An 18,329-nucleotide genomic window follows, 5' to 3' on the forward strand; every position below is an offset into this window, starting at 1 on the left:
TGACAGCTTTTTGACCGATGAATTGTGGCCCGGCAGCATCACTGCCGGGCTTTTTGTTTTCATCGGCGGATTCCTGCTATACGCATGGTTAAGCACGAGCCGGTGACTCGGCTCATCCCCGGTGGCTGTGATAAACGCGCGGTATGAAACCAAATTTCGCCCTGAAGCTGTCCAATGACGGCGTCGAGCTGCTCCATCGTGCCTCCGGCGGCTGGTCCCCGGTGGGGTCGGTGGATTTCGAGAATGACGATGTGGCCCAGGCCTGTGCCGATTTGGTTGCCAAAGCCGAATCGCTGGAGCCGGGTGGCCTGCGCACCAAGCTGGTGCTGCCTGACTCAGAGGTCCGCTATACCTCGATCGTCGCGCCCGGACCGACCGATGAAGCCCGGCGCTTCCAGATCGAAGACGAGATCGAGCGCCTGACGCCCTATCGGATCGAGGAACTGGCCTATGACTGGTCGGTCGAGGACGATTACGCGCTGGTGGTGATCGCCGCGCGTGAGACCCTGATCGAGGCCGAGACCTTCGCCGATGGCTACGGGTTTAACCCGGTGGCTTTCGTGGCGCAGCCCGAGCCCGGCCAGTTCGGCGGCGAGCCCTTCTTCGGCGAGACGATGGTGGCGCCGACGCTGCTGCCCGCGGGCAAGCACGTGCAGCCGGATGCCGAGCCGATCCGCATCCTGCGCAACAAGCCCGCCAAGGCCGCAGCCCCGGTCGCGGAAGTGCCGAAAGCTGAGCCCAAGGCGGAACCGACGCCTGAGCCCAAGCCGGCTGAGGCCCCGAAGGCCGAGGTCGCCAAGCCTGAAGCCAAACCGGCCACGCCTGAGGCCCCCAAGGCCGAGCCGAAAGCCGAAGCCCCGACGAGCACTCCCGCCACCGCACCCGCGCAGCCGAAGGTCGCCATCGGATCCGCCGCCGCGGCGACCGAGCGTCGTCCGTCGCCGCGCGCCATCCCGAACGGCATTCCCGGCCTCGGCGGGGTTCCCGTCCCGGCCGAGCCCGAGGGCATGGGCGCCCGCGTTGGCAGCCTCGTGCGTCGGATGGGCACCCGCCTGCGCCGCGAACAGGCCGAAGCCGCGCGGGAAGAGGCTGCCGCCGTCCCGCAGCGCCCTGCTGCCGCCGGGCCTCTGCCCGATGATATCCCGCCCGCCCCGCCGGGTCTGAAAGGCGCCGCGACCTTCTCGCCCGCCAAGCCCTCCGACACGCCGCCGGCCCGTCCGGCCGGTGCGGGGCCGTCTCCGGTGCTGTCCGCAAAGCCGGTGCCCACGGGCGATGACACCCCGGCTCCGGCCTTCAGCCATCGTGCGCCGACCGCAGCCAAGACCGAGCCCGGCAAGGCTTCGACCACGCCCGCCCCGCGCCCGGCGCCCGGCGTGGCTCCGAAGGTCGAGACGCCGAAGCCGGTCGACGCCAAGGCCGACGCTCCCGCGTCCGAGGCGAAGGCTGCCGATCCGAAGCCCGAGCAGGAAGGCGCAAAGTCCGACGTCTCCAAATCCGACGGTGCCGTCGCCTTCTCGACCCGCCGCCGCGCCCCGAGCGAGCCTGCACCGCGCCCGGCACCGACCGCCGCGACGCCTGCGGCCCGTCCGGTGCCGCGTCCCGTCATCGCCTCGACCAGCGACGCCCCGAAGGCCGAGGCCAACCCGGGCGGCCGCATCGCCGTGCTGCCCGGCAGCAAGGAAGAAACCGGCCCGAACCGCCTGATGGCGCGCGCCCGTGCGGCCTTCGCCGGTGCCGGCGCCAGCGCCGCGGCGGGGGCTGCGACGCTGAAAGCGCGCCGCGCCGAAAAGGCCGCCGCGCCGGTTACCCCGACCGAGGATGCGACCACGGCGCCGTTGGCTGCTGGAGGCAAGAACCGCCGTCCCGCACCGCCCGAGGCCATCGTCGCCTCCTCGCGCCCGCCTGCGACCGAAAGCGAGAAGAACCGCGAAGCCGAAGCGCTGACCATCTTCGGCGCGCGCGGAACGCAGCGCAGCTCGGGCGGGATGGCGCGCCGGGGCCTGATGGCGGCCGGGGGCGCATTGCTCCTGCTGGTCGCCGTGGCGATCTGGGCCGTCTATTTCTCGGGCGGCACCGACAACACGCAGCTTGCCGCCAATGCGCCTGTCGAGGCCCCGCTTGAACAGGGGGCTCTGGCGCAGATCGAGGCGCCGTCGACTCTGGCCGAGGCCGGGTCTTCGGACAGCATCGTGCCGCCTGCTCTGTCGGGCCCGGCCACGCCGGAAGACGCTGGAGTAGTGGCGGGTGACGAGACCGTTGGCGAACTGGCCGCGACGGAACCCGAAGAGCCTGTGACCGCGCCGGAAACCACCGATCCGGACCAGATGCTGGAAACGCTGGTGCAGGAAGCGCTGCAAGAAGCGCTGCCGGCCGATGCGCTGCCCGATGGTGGCGCCCCGGCAGAGGTTGCCGCGACCGAAACCGCCCCGGAAACGGCTGCGCCCGAGGTTGTCGAAGCCCCGGCGACGGAAACCGCTGATGCGGCGGCTGAAACGGCTCTCGCACAGGCCGAGCCTGATGCGGGCACCGCCGTCGAGGGGGAACCACAGGCCGGTGGCGCGCCCGAGGCCGTGGCCGCAACCCCGGCCAGCGAAGCGCCCGATCTGGCCAGTGCCGCAACGCCGGAACAGCGCCTGTCGCTGCCGAGCCAGATCTCGGTTCCGTCGGTCAGCGAAACCGCCTTCGTCACCCCGGCTCCGCCGCCGCCCTATGGCACCGAATTCACCTTCGATGACCGCGGTCTGGTCGAGGCCACGCCGGACGGCGCGCTGACCCCGTCGGGTGTCACCGTCTACGCCGGTCGTCCCGAGGTGGCCCCGGCGCCGCGTCCGGGCACCGTGCTGGCCCCGGTGGCTGAGCCTGCGCCCGCGCCCGAGGAAACGGCCCCCGCGGAAACGGTTGAAGCCGCGCCGGAAGCCGTGGTCGCCCCGGAACCCTCGACCGAACCGGTCGCCGCCGCCATTGAGAGCGCGATTGCCGAAGCGGTGGGTGGAGATGCTGCCGGCGCCGTGGCCGCGCCCGAGACGCCTGCTGTCCCCGATGACACCCCGCGTGCCGATCCCGCGCTGGCCGAGTTCCGCCCGCTGCCGCGGCCTGAGCGGATCAGCGCCATCGGTGAACAGCTTGAGGCCGAGCGCGCCGCGCAGCAGCCGCAAGAGGAACCCGCCCCGGCGCTGCCCGACGAGCCGACGATCGATGGCGACCAAGCCGCGCTGACGGGGGGCGACGACGCGACGTTGATCGCCGCGGCCTCGACCGCCGGCGCCATTGCGCCTGCGAATGCCGCCGCGACGCGGGCCAGCGACAGCACGCCGGTGACCGAATTGGCCGCGCTGGATGGCGCCGCGCTGGACGAGACCGCCGTCGATGGCACCACGCCGGGTGGTCTGGCCCTGTCGGGCTTCCGCCCGCAGCGCCGTCCCACGGACCTGGTGCCTGAGGGCGCGCCGGCCGCTGCGACCGACACAACCGAGGCGGACAGCGAGCCGGAAATCGACCTCGCCGGTGCCACGCCTGAGGCTGTTGCCGCCTCGCCGGTGCCGGGCGAGCGTCCGGGCGACATCGCCGAGCGCGCGCGTGAGATCCTCGCCTCGGCGGCCAGCACCGCGCCGGCACCTGCCGCGCCGGCCGCAACCGGCTCGCGTGAGCCGTCGATCCCGACCTCAGCCAGCGTGGCCGAACAGGCGACCGATGAGAACGCGATCCGCCTGCGCGACGTGAACCTCATCGGCGTCTTCGGATCCGAGAACGACCGTCGGGCGCTGGTGCGTCTGGCCAGTGGTCGCGTGGTACGTCTGCGCGTCGGCGACCGGCTGGAAGGCGGTCAGGTCGCCGCTATCGGTGAGAGCGAGCTGCGCTACGTCGTCCGGGGCCGCAACGAGGTTCTGCGCATCGGCGGCTGATCCGTGTCACAGGTCATGGAAAAAGGGCGCTCCTTGCGGGGCGCCCTTTTTCTATGGGTGATGGGCAGGGTCAGGCCTGCAGTTCGATGACCTGGACCTGCTGCCCCTTAGCCGCGAGGGCCAGCTCACCGGCGCAGAGGCGCAGGGCATCGGCCCCGAACAGCTCGCGCCGCCAGCCTTTCAGGCAATCGACATCCCGCTTGCCCGCGGCAATCGCATCCAGATCTGAGGTCGGGGCAATCAGCTTCTGCGCCACGCCCGCGCTGTCGGCCTTGGCCTTCAGCAGGACGCGCAGCAGGTCGGCCAGGGCCGGGTTCACCTGCAGCGGCGCTTCCTCGGCCGTGGTGCGGGGCCAGTCCTTGGGGTTCAGCGCCAGCGCATGCTGCACCGCCTCAAGGATGCCATCGGCGATCTCACCGCGACGGGCCTCCCGCAGAAGCAGCCGCGAACGGCCCAGGGCTTCGAGACTGTCGGGCTTGGTCGAGGCCAGTTCCAGCAGCGCATCGTCCTTGTACACGCGGGACCGCGGCACGTTGCGGGTCTGGGCGTAATCCTCGCGGAAGCGGGCCAGTTCCTTGACCATCGCCATGAACTTGCCGGACTGGCCGCGGGTGCGGACCTTCTGCCAGGCGTCCTCGGGATGGGTCACATAGGTGTCGGGCGAGGTCAGGACGGCCATTTCCTCGGCCACCCAGGCGGCGCGGCCGCTCTTCTCGATATCCTTCTTCAGATGCTCGTAGATCTGGCGAAGGTGGGTCACGTCATCCAGCGCATAGCGCAGCTGGGCGTCGGACAAGGGGCGCTGCGACCAGTCGGTGAAGCGCGAGGTCTTGTCCAAGGGCGCGCGGGCGATCTTCTTGACCAGCGTCTCGTAGCCGACCTGTTCACCGAAGCCGCAAACCATCGCGGCGATCTGGGTGTCGAACAGGGGCTGCGGGATCACGCCACCGTCGATGAAGAAGATCTCCAGATCCTGACGGGCGGCGTGGAACACCTTCACCACGTCAGGATTGCGCATCAACTCCAAGAGCGGATCGAGGGACAGGCCCTCGGCCAGCGGGTCGATGATATAGGCGCGATCGGGCCCCTTGCCGGGCAGCGCCATCTGCACGAGGCAGAGCTTGGCGTAATAGGTGCGTTCGCGGAGGAATTCGGTGTCGAGGGTGACGTAGGGCTCGTTCGCCGCCTCGTCGCAAACTGCGGCAAGGGCCTCGGTCGTGGTAATGATGTTCATTCGGCCTCGCTGGTGGCGGGGGCGTCCCGCTGGTCCTAAGGTTCTAAGGGCCGGGGCGGGGATTGGAAAGCGTTTCCGTCCTGCGGTGCTTGATTATTCCCGTGCCAGCAGCCGGGCTTGCCCCCGCGCCGGCCCGCGCGTGTCATGACCTTCCAGTGTGAAAGCCAGCGCCGCCCCGTCCCGCGTGAGGCTCATGCGAGCGTCGTCTTCTCCGCGAAGGGTCAAAGCATTGGCTTCGGCCCGGCCTTGAAGCGTCGGCGGCAAGTCCCCCTCCGTTGCGCCGCGGGCCTCGGCGGTCAGGGTGCCGTCGGGGCTCTCGATCAGGGTGTAGTTCACACTCTGCGAGCCCTGCGCCGTGGCGCAGCGGCCGACGAACTGGCTGCGCGCGGCGGCGCCTTGGGCATCGAGCGGGTTGAAGCGCAAGCGGCACTGGAAGCGTTGCGCGGGCTCGGTGCCGAGGGTCAGAGTGCCCTCGCCCTGCCATTGCCCGGTGAAGGCGGGCAGGGTCTGGGCGTGGAGCGGCGTGGTGAAGGCGAGCATCAGCAGCAGGGGGCGGATCATTTGAGGCTCCGTCGGATGAGGCCGGGCAGCAGGAACAGGTCGGCGACCAAGGCCAGCGCCACGGCCAGCGCGATGAGGCCACCGAAGACCGAGAGACCGGACAGCGAGGAAAACAGCGTCACCAGTAGCCCCACCAGCAGGATCGCTGTGGTCGCGGCCATCGGCGGGCCGGCCTCAGCGACGGCTTGGTCGGTGCGCTCGGCCACCGTGCCCTGTGCGAGGCGGAAGCGGTTGAGGAAATGCAGCGTGTCATCGACGGCGATGCCGAAGGCCACGGTCAGCGCGATCATGTTCATGATCGTCAGCTCGCGCCCGAGGATCACCAGCCAGGCCTCGACGCCGAGGATCGGGATCAGGTTTACCACCAGCGCGACCAGCGACAGCCGCCAGGAGCGATGCACCAGCGCGACCAGCAGCGTGATGGCGAGGATCGTCGAATAAAGGCCCCAGCGCAGACTTTCCACGATGCGCGGCCCCTCGGTCAGCAGGGCCTGTCCGGGGCCGATCACCTGCGTGACGGGGCCGAGGTCTGCCGCCGCCAGTCGGTCGGTCAGGGCTGTCAGGGCCTCATCCGCGCGGATGTCGCGGGCGGCGATGGGCATCTGGACGGGCAGGGCATGGGCGTTGCCATCCGACGAGGCCATGCGCGCCAGCATCGCCGCCCCGGTCTCGCCCGCGGTGAAATTGTCGGCCGAAGGGCCATAGATCGCCGTTGCTGCGGCGCGGACACGGGCGAGCGGGTCGGCGGGATCGGCCTCGATCACCACCAGCATCCGATCCGAGCCGAGGCCGGCCTCATCCATGGCCGTCAGCGCCTCGGTCACCTCGGTGCCGCGCGGCAGGTAATCGGCGTAGCGGAAGCCGACCTCGGATTGGCTTTGCAGGCCCCAGACCCCCGCCAGCAGCAGGGCGGCGACAATGGGCACCGACCGCGTGTACCGCGACAGGCGCTGCGCCGGGGCGACGATGCCCGAGAAGAAGCGCGGCGGCGCGCCCTCGGGTTCCGGAACGCGCAGCGCCCACATCAGCACCGGGGTCATGAGCAGCACCGCGGCCAGCGACAGCGCCATGCCGACCCCGCCGGTCCAGGCCATGGTGTTCAGCGACGGCGAGTCGGGCAGGGAGAGCGAGGAGAAGGCGATGACGGTCGTGAGCGAGGTCAGCGCGGCGGCGGGGGCGGTCTGGGCCAGCGCGCGGGCGAGGGCGGCGGGACGGTCGCTCGCGCCCCGGACGGCATGGATCGCCGCGTGGTAGACATGGATCGCATCCGAGAAGGCCAGCACGATCAGCACCACCGGCAAGGAGCCCATCAGCGGGTCGATGGGCGTGTCGGTGAGCCCGAGGAAGCCCAGAAACCACACCAGCCCGGTGATCGGCGGCAGCGCGATCACGATGGTCGCGCGCAGGCCCCGGAACAGCAGCGCCGAGAGGCCGAGGCAGAACAGAACCGCAGCCGGCACGAGGACCGAGAGGTCGTAGATCAGTTCCGACGCGATGGCGCGTTGCACTTCAAGGATGCCGACCGGCTGAACCGAGATCCCGGGCACCACGGCGGCGGCCTCCTGCAGGCGGTCCGCGAAATCGGGGCCGCCTTGGCCCGCGCCAGGGGCGACGGCAATCAGCGTCTCGGTCAGGTCTTCGGAGATCAGCTGCGCCGCCAACGGGTTCTCGGCCCGCATGGTCTGCAAGCGCGCTTCGGGGGGCAGGGCCGCCAGTTCCGGCCCCGACAGCCACGCGCCCTGACGACCGGGAGCGGGCAGGCCGGGGAGCGAGATTACCTGCTCAACGCCCTCGGTGAACTGCAATTCGAACACCAGATCATCGAGCGCGGTCAGCGCCTCGTCACTGGCGAAACTGCCGCCGGGCAGGCCGGGTGCGCGGACCAGCAGCACCTCTTCGGCGCGGAAGGGCGTGAAGCGCGCCTCGTAACGGTCGAGCGCCTGCGCGCCTTCCGTCTGCGACCCGATCAGGCCCGCCAGATTGACCGCCACGCGGATCTGCGTCGCCTGCCAAAGCGCAAGGCCGGTGATCAGCACCAGCGCCAGCGCGGGCCAGAGCGGGTGCGCCAGAAGGACGGCAAAGAGCCGGGTCAGAAGGGAGGACTTGTCGCTCTGCATCGGGCGGAGAATAGCGCCCGGCCAGATGGCGGCAAGGTGTCAGGCGGTGAGCGCGGGGATCGGTGCGGCCACGGCAACGGGGTGCATCGGGAAGCGGATCAGGATGATCGCCGGATGCGTGACGCCCTCCAGATCTCGGCTCATGGTCCCCAGACGCCCGGTGACGATCTTCTCGCTGGCTTGGCTGGCGTTGGCGACGGCCTCGACCTCGGTGTCATGGGGCCAGCCGGCAGCCATGAGATCGGCCTCGATGCGCGGGATCTGGCGGGTCGCCATGTACAAAGCCAGCGTCGCACCGGGGCGGGCCAATGCGGCGATGTCGGGCGCATCGGCGTCGTCGCGCTTCGTCGCGGTGGCAAGGATCAGGTGATCAGTCGCGCCGCGCTCGGTGAGGGCGCGGTTGAGGCTGGCGGCGGCGGCGCTGGCGGCGGTGACACCGGGGACGATCTCGGTCTCGATCCCGGCTTCGCGCGCGGCGCGGAGTTCCTCCTCGGCCCGGCCGAACAGCGAGGGATCGCCGGATTTCAGCCGCACCACCCGCTGCCCCTGCCGCGCGGCCGAGACGATCAGCGCGTCGATCTTCTCCTGCGGCCATTCATGCGCGCCGACGGTCTTGCCGACATAGATGCGCTGCGCGTCGCGGCGGGCGAGTTCCAGCACTTCGGGGTCCACCAGACGGTCGTAGAAGATCACGTCGGCCTCCTGCAGCCGCTTCACCGCCCGCAGGGTCATCAGATCGCGCGCACCGGGGCCGGCACCGACCAGCGAGATATGGCCGCGGGCCTGATCGCCGGGGGCCTGACCCTCAGCGATGGCGGCTTTCAGCAGGCTCGCGGCCTCACGCTCCTTGCCGCGCGCATGGGCGTCGCGGATGGGGCCTGCGAACACCCAATCCCACAGCGCGCGGCGACGGGCATGGGGCACGGCCTCGGCCACGGCCGAGCGCAGGCGACCGGCCAGCGCGGCCAGCGCGCCGAGGTTGGGTTCCAGCATCTGCTCGATCTGGGTCTTAATCTGGCGGCCGAGCACCGGGGCCGTGCCCTCGGTGCCGATCGCCACCACGACCGGGTCGCGGTCGACGATCGAGGGCGTCACGGCATCGCAGAGCTCGGGCCGGTCGACGACATTCACCACGCAGCCCGCCGCCTTCGCCACGGCATGCAGGGCCACGTCCTGTTCCTCGTCGCCCGTGGCGATGAACACCAAAGCGGCGCCGGTGAAGGCCTCGGCGCTGGCCTCCGTCACCTGCTCAGCCCGGCCCGAGGCGACGAGACCCGCCAGTTCCGGGTCCAGCGCGGCCGCGATCAGGCGCAGGCGGGCCTCGGCCTTCAGCATCAACCGCGCCTTCTGCGCCGCCTGTTCGCCACCCCCCGCGATCACCACGAGACGGTCGGCCATTTGCAGGAACATCGGGAAGGTCTTCATCGTCGGCTCCGGTGTTTCAGAGGGTCAGGCGGCGCGTTTGAGGCGGGCGGTCCACAGGTCTTGCGCCAGTTTCAGCCCGGCGTCGGGATCGGATGCGACACCCAGCGCCATCAGCGCGACGGCGGCGGTGCCCAAGACGATCGCCTCGGCATAGGGGTCGTAGATCAGCCCCTGCCAGAGGGCGGCCAGCGCCTCGGGGGCGGTATGCTCGGGCCCCTCGGCCAGACGGCCGGTGTCATCGATCAGCGCGGGCGCATTGGCCTCGAAGGGCTGGCCGTCGCGAAGGCCCATCAGGGCGATGTCCTTCGAGGGCGCGCGCTCGAACTCGCCGCCCGCGCCTTTCAGCACCATCTGGTTCGGCTGGCCCAGAAGGGCCGAGGAATCGGTCTGCAGGCCCCGGTAGGGCGGGTGGAAGACGCCCTGCACCGAGGTGCGCGCGCCGCCCGGGTTGAACAGCCTCAGCGCGGTGTTGATGGGCGAGCGCAGGCCCAGCACCTCGCGCAGGCGCAACACGCGCAGAGCCTCGGGCGCGGCGGCTTCCAGAGGCAGATAGGCGATGCCCTGCCGCTGCAGCAGCGCGCCCGCATCGGCCATGCCCTGCGCCGCCGCGATGCCGACCGAGGCCAGCGCGCCCCGCACCGAGCCCGCGCCATCGGCGGCGTTCCAGCCGTGCAGCAGCACCGGATGACCCGCCTGCGCCACCAGCCGCGCCGAAAGCAGGAACCACGGCAACCCGCGCGAGCGCCCGGCGGCGTAGCTCGGCCAGTCGAGGGCCGGGGCAGGCCCCTCCCAGACCTGGGCCGAGGCGCGGATCGCCTCGACGAAGCCGGCGATTTCCTCGGCGTTTTCCGAGCGGAAGCGCATCAGCATCAGGATCGCGCCGGCCGCCTCGGGGGCGCCTTCGCCGCGCAGGATCAAGCCCAGCGCGTCGCGTGCCTCGTCGCGCGTCAGGTTGCGCGAGCGGCCGGGACCGCGCGCGAGGATTTGCACATAGGGGGCTAATGTCATTCCGCTGCCAGCCGCGGGGCGGCCGCCTCCAGCAAGGCCTTGAGTTCAGGCTTGCAGGATCCGCAATTCGTGCCGGCGCGCAAGGCCTGACCGATCGCCTCGACCGAGGTGAGGTTCTGCGCGCTGATCGCGGCGCGGATCGTGTTCACGCCCACGTCGAAACAGGCGCAGATCGTCGCGCCGGGGTCCGGGCGGTCGGCGCCGGGTTGGCCGGCCAGCACGCCCAGCGCATCCTCGGCGCCCAGCAGCCCGATCAGATGCTGGCGCGAGACGGCGACGGGGTCGCGGGCGACGAACAGCGCGGCGGCAAGGCGGCCGTCCTGCAGAAAGGCCAGCCGGTGCAGGCCGCGCGCGGGGTCCGCGACGACCAGCGGCTCGGCATCGGGCGAGAGGCCGAACAGGGCGCGGGCGGCCTCGGTCCAGTCCTGCGGCGCGGTCTCCCACGCCAATTCGCAACGCCAGCCGCCCCGCGCGCGGGCCTTCGCCCAATAGGGGGCGTCGGGGACGGGTTCTTCCAGCGACAGCGCGAAGCCATAGGCCCCGGCGGCGAAGGCGGTGACGCGGCAGGTGGCGGCCTTGCTCTCGGGCTGGCCCGAGACGGGATCGGTGACCGCCGGGACCAGCGCGTCGATGCGCCCGGCCGAGGCGGTCTCGCCGGTCCAGTGCATCGGCGCGAAGACCTGCCCCTGCTGCACCTTGTCCGAGACCAAGACCCGCAGGATCGCCGCCCCGACCGGGCTTTCCACCCGGGCGAGCGAGGCCGGGGACAAGCCGGCCAGCGCCGCGTCGACCGGATGGATCTCCAGATAGGGCTCGGCCATATGGGCGTTGAGGCGCGGCGACTTCGCGCTGCGGGTCATCGTGTGCCATTGGTCGCGCAGCCGTCCGGTGTTCAGCACCAGCGGCCAGTCGGCCGAGGGGCGCGCGACCGGGGCCTGCGTGCTGACCGCCAGCATCCGCCCGCGCCCGTCCGAAGTGAAGAACCGCCCGTCGCCAAAGAAGCGCCCGCCGCTGCGGGTGCCCGAGCGCGGCCAGTGGAAGGGCTCGAGCGCGTCGTAATCGGCGTCCGAGCAATCGGCGAGGGCCGAGATGTCGAAATCCCGCCCGAACTTGCCCGCGACCCCCGAGAGGGCGGCGTATTCGCGGAAGATCTCGGCCGGGTTTGCATAATCAAAGGCGGCGACATGGCCCATGCGGCGGGCGACCTCGGCCAGAATGTCCCAATCGGCGCGGGCCTCGCCCGGGGCGGGCAGGAAGGCGCGCTGGCGCGAGATGCAGCGTTCGGAATTGGTGACGGTGCCGTCCTTCTCGCCCCAGGCCGTGGCAGGCAGCAGCACATGCGCGAGGCGGGCAGTATCCGTGCGGCCGGTCACATCCGAGACGACGACGAAGTCACAGCTGGCAATCGCGTCGCGCACGGCATCGGCGTCGGGCATCGAGACGGCGGGGTTGGTGTGGATGATCCAGAGCGCCTTGATCCGGCCCTCGCCCACCGCCTTGAACATGTCGACGGCCTTGAGGCCCGGCTTGTCGGCGATGACCGGCGAATCCCAGAATTCGTGCACGGCAGTGCGGTGGGTGGCGTTCTCGATATCGAGATGGCAGGCGAGCATGTTCGCAAGACCGCCGACCTCTCGCCCGCCCATGGCATTGGGCTGGCCGGTCACGCTGAACGGGCCCATGCCGGGCTTGCCGATCCGGCCGGTAGCAAGGTGGCAGTTCAGGATCGCGTTGACCTTGTCCGACCCTTGCGAGGATTGGTTCACGCCCTGCGAATAGATCGTCACCACCTTCTCGCGCCGCATCCAGAGGCGGCAGAAGGCGTCGATCTCCTCGGCGCTGAGGCCGGTGGCCTCGGGATCATCAGCGCGGGCGGCGGCGAGGGCGGCGACGAAGCCCTCGACATGCGCGCCGAGGAAGGCATGGTCCAGCGCGTCCTCGTCGACGATCCGGGTGAGCAGCGCGTTGAACAGCGCCACATCCGAGCCGGGGCGCAGCGCCAGATGCAGGTCCGACAGGTCCGAGGTCGCGGTGCGGCGCGGGTCCACGGTGACGACGCGCATCTCGGGCCGGGCGGATTTGGCGGCGGCGAGGCGCTGGTAGAGGACCGGGTGACACCAGGCGAGGTTCGAGCCCACCAGCACCACGGTGTCCGCCAGTTCGATATCGTCATAGAGGCCGGGCACGGTGTCGGTGCCGAAGGCCCGCCTATGACCCGCCACCGACGAGGCCATGCAGAGCCTTGAATTCGTGTCGATATTGCCCGAGCCGATATAGCCCTTCATCAGCTTGTTGGCGACGTAGTAATCCTCGGTCAGTAACTGGCCCGAGACGTAGAAGGCCACCGCATCGGGGCCGTATTCCGCCGCCGTGGTGCGGAACTTGTCCGCCACCAGCTGCAGGGCCTCGTCCCAGCCGCTGTCCTGCCCGCAAACCTGCGGGCGCAGCAGGCGGTCGTCCAGCGACAGGGTCTCGCCCAGAGCCGAGCCCTTGGAGCAGAGCTTGCCCTTGTTGGCCGGATGCGCCTTGTCCCCGATGATCGCGGCCCCGCCCTTGCCGTCGGGCAAGGCGCTGACGCCACAGCCGACGCCGCAATAGGGACAGGTGGTGCGGGTCGGGGCGCCCATCTCAGGCGGCCACCGGACGGGCGCGGAGCGCGCTGGCGGCCAGCAGAACGCGACCGCCCTCCAGCTTCGCGGGGAAGGTGTCGATCCGCCCCTCATCCGCGCCCTGCGCAAGGCCGGTCGACAGGTCGAACACCCAGTTGTGCAGCGGGCAGGTGACAGATTGGCCGTGCACGATCCCCTCGTTCAGCGGGCCCCCCTTGTGCGGGCAGCGATTGTTCACCGCGAAGACCCGGTCGTCGCCGGTGCGGAAGACCGCGACGCAGCCCAAAGGCGTCTCCACCTTGCGCGCGCCGCGCGGCGGGATGGCGTCGAGGGGCCCGATATCGATCCAGTCACTCATGGCTTGCTCCTTACTCGGCGGCGAATTTGGTGAGGTCGGCGACGGGCACATATTGCTCGGCGCGCTCCTTGACGTGCTCGGCCCAGGGGTCCTTCTGGTAGACCGATTGCGAGATCTGGAAGCGCTCGACCAGCTGGGCACGGATCCCAGCGTCGAGCACCTGCTCCTTGACCCAGTCGAGCCCCACCTTGGCGACCCATTTATAGGGCCGGTCCAGATACTTGGCGTTCTCGCGGTAGAGCTGGATGAAGGCCATCGTGTAGTCGAGGACCTCTTCCTCGGTCTTCACATCGGCCAGACGCTCGGTCTCCTTCACGTCCATCCCGGCCGCCCCGGCGACGCCGATCTGGTAGCCCGAGTCGACGCAGATCACGCCCACATCCTTGCAGGTCGCCTCGGCACAGTTGCGCGGGCAGCCCGAGACCGCGAGCTTGACCTTGTGGGGCGTCCAGGAGCCCCACAAGGCCTTCTCCAGCGCGATCCCCAACCCGGTGGAGTCCTGTGTGCCGAAGCGGCAATGGTCGGTGCCGACACACGTCTTCACCGTGCGCAGCCCCTTGGAATAGGCATGGCCCGAGACCATGCCGGCGGCGTTGAGATCGGCCCAGATCGCCGGCAGATCCTCGCCCTTCACGCCCAGAAGGTCGATGCGCTGGCCGCCGGTGACCTTGACGGTCGGCACCTTGAACTTGTCGGCGGCATCGGCGATGGCGCGCAGCTCGTCGGGGGTGGTGATCCCGCCCCACATGCGCGGCATGACCGAGAAAGTGCCGTCCTTCTGGATGTTGGCGTGCTTGCGCTCGTTGATGAACCGGCTCTGCAAATCGTCGGTGTACTCGAGCGGCCAGTCGGCCAGCAGGTAGAAGTTCAGCGCCGGACGGCAGGAATGGCAGCCATCGGGCGTCTTCCACGCACCTGCCTGCCAGACGGCGGGCATCGACTTCAGCTCCTGCGACTTGATCAGGCGGCGGACGTCCTCATGCGTCAGATCGGTGCATTTGCACATCGGCTGCGGCGCGTTGCGCTCGAAGGCGCCGCCGAGGGTCGAGGCCAGCACCTGCTCGACGAGACCCGTGCAGGTCCCGCAGGAGGCCGAGGCCTTGGTCGTCGCGCGCACGGCGCCCAGATCGACCGCGCCGCCCTTGATGGCGTCGACGATCGCGCCCTTGCACACGCCGTTGCAGCCGCAGATTTCCGCTTCAGGCGGTAAGGCTGCAACGGCCGCCATAGGGTCCACGGGGGCGCCCCCCTGGAAGGCCGGGCCGAAGATCAGCGTGTCACGATTGGCCGAGATATCGGCGCCGTCGCGGATCTGGCCGAAGAACCAGTTGCTGTCCGCCGTGTCGCCGTAGAACACCGCGCCCACGAGCTTCTCGCCCTCGATCACCAGCCGCTTGTAGACGCCGCGCGCGGGGTCGCGGAACACGATGTCCTCGCGGTTCGGGCCTTCGGCGAAGTCGCCGGCGCTGAACAGGTCGCAGCCGGTGACCTTCAGCTTGGTCGACAGCTGCTTCTGGACGAAGGTCGCCTCTTCGCCGCGCAGGGTGGCGGCGACGACCTTGGCTTGGTCGTAGAGCGGGGCGACGAGGCCGAAGATCGCGCCCTGATGCTCGACGCATTCGCCGACCGCGAGGATATCCGCGTCCGAGGTGACCATCTGGTCATCGACATGAATCGCCTTGCCGACGGCCAGCCCGGCCTCCTTGGCCAGTTGCACATTCGGGCGGATGCCGACGGCCATCACCACGAGGCTCGCGGGCAGCACCGTGCCATCGGCCAGCTCCACCGCCTCGACCTTGCCGTCGCCGGTGATCTGTTTGGTGTTCGCTTGCAGGATGCAGTTGATGCCGCGACGCTCCAGATCCTTTTGCAGCAAGAAGCCCGCCGCCGCGTCGAGCTGGCGCTCCATGAGATGCGTGGCGATGTGCAGCACGGTCACTTCCATGCCGCGCAGACGCAGACCCGCCGCCGCTTCCAGACCCAGCAGACCACCGCCGATCACCACGGCATGGGCGCCGGGAATGGCCGAGGCCTCGATCATCACATTGGTGTCTTCCAGATCGCGGTAGGCCACGACGCCCGGCAGCTGGTGGCCCGGCAGCGGGATGATGAAGGGGTTCGAGCCCGTCGCGATCAGCAGCTTGTCGTAAGCCACGGTGCCGTTCTCGCCGGTGACGGTCTTGGCCGCGCGGTCGATGGCCACGACCTTTTCGCCAAAGCGGCAATGGACGCCCTGGGCTGCGTACCAATCCTCGTCATGGGTGACGATCTCGGCATAGGACTTCTCACCCGACAGCACCGGCGAAAGCATGATGCGGTTGTAATTGCCGCGCGGCTCGGCGTTGAACAGGGTGACGTCCCATTCGCCGGGCTGGGTGTCGAACAGATGCTCCAGCGCGCGGCCGGAGGCCATGCCTGCTCCGATGACCACAAGTTTCTGCATGGTGTGACCTCAGCAATACCAGGCGACGGTGAACGCATGTTCGCCGTCCAGATGGATGGGGAGCGCGACCATCGAGGCATAGCCCGCGGTCAGCGCCGGATTGCCGCCCATGACCAGCGGCAGGCCGCTGCCGAGCACGGTGCCGATGGGGCCTTCCCAGGCCTTGGCGGTACGGGGATTGTCCTCGTCCCAAAGGCGGCCGTCGCGGGCGCAGATGCCGTCGATCAGGACCGCGCCGCCCGTGGTGCCGACCTTGGCCGCGCGGCTGTCCCAGATCTCGAACCGGCGGGCGAGGGGCGTGCCGCGCGCGGAAAGCAGCGTCAGCACAAAGGTCTCACCGACCGGCGAGGGGACCGGCAGGCCGAGGCCCGTGGTCAGCCCTGCCTTGCCCGCGCTGTCGGCGCGGATGAAGCGGTAGCCCGAACCCAGATCGCGCATCAGGATCGGCGTGCGGGCGGACCACACACCGCCGGGCAGGCCCTGACCACGCGGGAAATGCGTGTGCTGGCTGACCCATTCGAAATGCTTGGCGGCGCCGTAATAGCCGTCTGAGAGCATCATCAGCCCGTCGGTCTCGGCCCAAAGCTCGATGGCGCCGGTGCGCTCAGTGTCGTCCGAGCAGAGCACCACCAGCACCGCTTTCAGCGTCTTGCCGTCGAAGACCGGGATCGCCACGGCGCTGGTGAGGCCAGCTTCCTTGGCCGCCTCGGTGCGCTTGAAATAGCTGCCGTCGAATTCCTTCAGCACCACAGGCTTGCCTTCGGCCCAGGCCCGGCCCGGCAGGCCCTCGCCCAAGGCAAAGCTCTCGCGGCCCGAGACGGCCGCGAAGGCCTCGCGGTCGCCATAGTTGCCCTGGGCGTGGACGAGGACACCATCACGGGGCACCCAGACCTCCGAGACCTCGATGAAGGTCCGGGCTTGCGGGTCAAGGGTTACGTCCATCACGCTGCCTCCTGCTTGCCCGCTGCTGCGGGGGCTGCTGCCTCGGGCTCGGCTTTCTTCTCATTGGGGCGTGCACCGCCCTCGTATTCTTCGAGGAAGCCGAGCACCTGCTCGCGGTAGGAATAGTAATCGGGGTGTTCCAGCAGTGCCTTGCGGGTGCGCGGGCGCGGCAGGTCCACCTCCATGATTTTGCCGATCGTGGCGCGGGGGCCGTTGGTCATCATCACCACGCGGTCGGCGAGCATGATCGCCTCGTCGACGTCATGCGTGACGCAGATCGCGGTCACCTTGGTGCGCGACCAGACCTCCATCAGCACCTCCTGCAGCTCCCAGCGGGTGAGGCTGTCGAGCATGCCGAAGGGCTCATCCAGAAGCAGAAGCTTCGGCGAGAGGGCGAAGGCGCGGGCGATGCCGACGCGCTGGCGCATGCCGTTCGACATGTCCGAGGCGGGCTTGTCCATGCTGTCACCAAGGCCGACGCGCTCGAGATAGTATTCCACCACCTCCTGCCGCTCCTTGGCGGTGGCGCGGGGATAGACCCGGTCGACACCCACCGCGACGTTTTCCTTGGCGGTGAGCCAGGGGAAGAGCGAGGGCGACTGGAAGACCACGGCGCGTTCGGGATCGGCCCCCAGCACGCCGCGATTGTCCAGCTTGATGACGCCCTGGCTGATCTCGTTGAGGCCGGCGGCCATGGTCAGCACGGTGGACTTGCCGCAGCCGGAATGGCCGATCAGCGAGATGAATTCGCCCTTGTTGACCTTGAGGTTGAAGTCCTCGACCACGGTCAGCGGGCCCTTCGGCGTCGGGTAGATCTTGTGGAGCTGCGAGAATTCCAGATAGCGGTCGGTCAGCGGCGAATGCGCGGCCTCGGCGACGACGGCGGGGATCTCGGGATCGGTGGAGCCCGCATGGATCGGCTTCACATTGGGCAGGATGCGCGAGCCCTCGATGCGGCCCTCGATGCCGACATCCATCAGGTAATTGGTGATGGTCGCGCGCAGGGCCTTGAAGGTCTCGTCATGGTTCATCTCGCCCCGGTCGCGCGGACGCGGGATCGAGACGCGGAATTCCTCGCCCAGCGTCCCATCGGGATTGAGCGGGATGATGCGGTCTGCGAGCAGGATCGCCTCGTCCACATCGTTGGTGATCAACACGCAGGTCTTGCGGTCCTCGGCCCAGATGCGCTCGATCTCGTCGGCGAGCTTGGCGCGGGTCAGGGCGTCCAGGGCGGACAGCGGCTCGTCCAGCAACAGGATCTCGGGGTTCATCGCCAGTGCGCGGGCGACCGAGACGCGCTGGCGCATGCCGCCCGACAGCTCGGCCGGACGACGCTCCATCGCGTGGCCCAGACCCACCATCTTGACGTAATGCTCGACCTTTTTGGCGCGCTCGGCTTTCGACAGCTTCGGGAAGACCGAGTCGACGGCGAGGCCGACATTGCCGCGCACGGTGAGCCAGGGCATCAGCGAATACGACTGGAAGACGAGGCCGCGCTCGGGGCCGGGGCCCTCGATGGGCTGGCCCTTGAACAGGACCTTGCCCGCGTCCGGCAGGATCAGCCCGGCCATCAGGTTCATCAGCGTCGACTTGCCGGTGCCCGAGAAGCCGAGGATGGCGACGAATTCGCCGTCCTCGATGGCGAGGTTGACTTCAGGCAGCACCTCGGTGCGGTGGGTGCCTTCGCCGAAGCCCTTGGAGACGTTCTGGAATTCAAGGATGGCCATGGG

11 protein-coding genes are annotated in these 18,329 nt (G+C 69.6%); 1 reads left to right on the forward strand and 10 read right to left on the reverse strand.

Annotation, left to right across the window (positions count from 1 at the left end; genetic code table 11):
- Window positions 1-143: 143 nt before the first annotated feature.
- Window positions 144-3,902 carry a hypothetical protein gene (locus tag BCY78_RS10850; RefSeq protein ID WP_068301333.1) on the forward strand — a complete coding sequence of 1,253 codons (3,759 nt, stop codon included), beginning with the start codon at window positions 144-146 and terminating at the stop codon, window positions 3,900-3,902.
- Between the two features lie 70 nt (window positions 3,903-3,972).
- On the opposite strand, the gene rnd is transcribed toward BCY78_RS10850, so the two are convergent.
- The 10 genes from rnd to BCY78_RS10900 all read right to left on the reverse strand — a co-directional run bounded on the left by rnd (window position 3,973) and on the right by BCY78_RS10900 (window position 18,326).
- Entirely contained in the window at window positions 3,973-5,136 is a 1,164-nt protein-coding gene (gene rnd, locus BCY78_RS10855; protein ID WP_068301336.1) for a ribonuclease D, read from the reverse strand.
- Between the two features lie 93 nt (window positions 5,137-5,229).
- On the reverse strand, window positions 5,230-5,697 hold the full coding sequence (locus BCY78_RS10860; RefSeq protein ID WP_068301339.1) for a hypothetical protein: 468 nt from the start codon (window positions 5,695-5,697) through the stop codon (window positions 5,230-5,232).
- Window positions 5,694-7,814 (reverse strand): RND family transporter, encoded by a 2,121-nt coding sequence (locus BCY78_RS10865; protein ID WP_068301343.1) that lies wholly within the window; start codon window positions 7,812-7,814, stop codon window positions 5,694-5,696. Before BCY78_RS10865 ends, BCY78_RS10860 begins: the two co-directional genes overlap by 4 nt.
- Before the next feature lie 39 nt (window positions 7,815-7,853).
- Window positions 7,854-9,239 (reverse strand): siroheme synthase CysG, encoded by a 1,386-nt coding sequence (cysG, locus tag BCY78_RS10870; protein ID WP_068301346.1) that lies wholly within the window; start codon window positions 9,237-9,239, stop codon window positions 7,854-7,856.
- Between the two features lie 24 nt (window positions 9,240-9,263).
- Window positions 9,264-10,247, reverse strand: coding sequence for a glycosyl transferase family protein (locus BCY78_RS10875; RefSeq protein WP_068301348.1), 984 nt, complete (start codon window positions 10,245-10,247; stop codon window positions 9,264-9,266).
- Window positions 10,244-12,874: a nitrate reductase gene (locus BCY78_RS10880; RefSeq protein WP_068301351.1), complete on the reverse strand. Its 2,631-nt coding sequence runs from the start codon at window positions 12,872-12,874 to the stop codon at window positions 10,244-10,246. Before BCY78_RS10880 ends, BCY78_RS10875 begins: the two co-directional genes overlap by 4 nt.
- Before the next feature lies 1 nt (window position 12,875).
- Window positions 12,876-13,214, reverse strand: a complete 339-nt coding sequence (gene nirD, locus BCY78_RS10885; RefSeq protein WP_068301354.1) for a nitrite reductase small subunit NirD — start codon at window positions 13,212-13,214, stop codon at window positions 12,876-12,878.
- 10 nt (window positions 13,215-13,224) lie between these two features.
- On the reverse strand, window positions 13,225-15,657 hold the full coding sequence (gene nirB / locus BCY78_RS10890; RefSeq protein WP_068301357.1) for a nitrite reductase large subunit NirB: 2,433 nt from the start codon (window positions 15,655-15,657) through the stop codon (window positions 13,225-13,227).
- Between the two features lie 9 nt (window positions 15,658-15,666).
- Window positions 15,667-16,599 (reverse strand): GAF domain-containing protein, encoded by a 933-nt coding sequence (locus tag BCY78_RS10895; protein ID WP_068301359.1) that lies wholly within the window; start codon window positions 16,597-16,599, stop codon window positions 15,667-15,669.
- Window positions 16,599-18,326, reverse strand: coding sequence for an ABC transporter ATP-binding protein (locus tag BCY78_RS10900; RefSeq protein ID WP_068301511.1), 1,728 nt, complete (start codon window positions 18,324-18,326; stop codon window positions 16,599-16,601). The genes BCY78_RS10895 and BCY78_RS10900 overlap by 1 nt, the downstream gene beginning before the upstream one ends.
- Window positions 18,327-18,329 lie beyond the last annotated feature (3 nt).

The organism is Pararhodobacter sp. CCB-MM2 (assembly GCF_001691415.1).
Classification (GTDB): domain Bacteria; phylum Pseudomonadota; class Alphaproteobacteria; order Rhodobacterales; family Rhodobacteraceae; genus Pararhodobacter.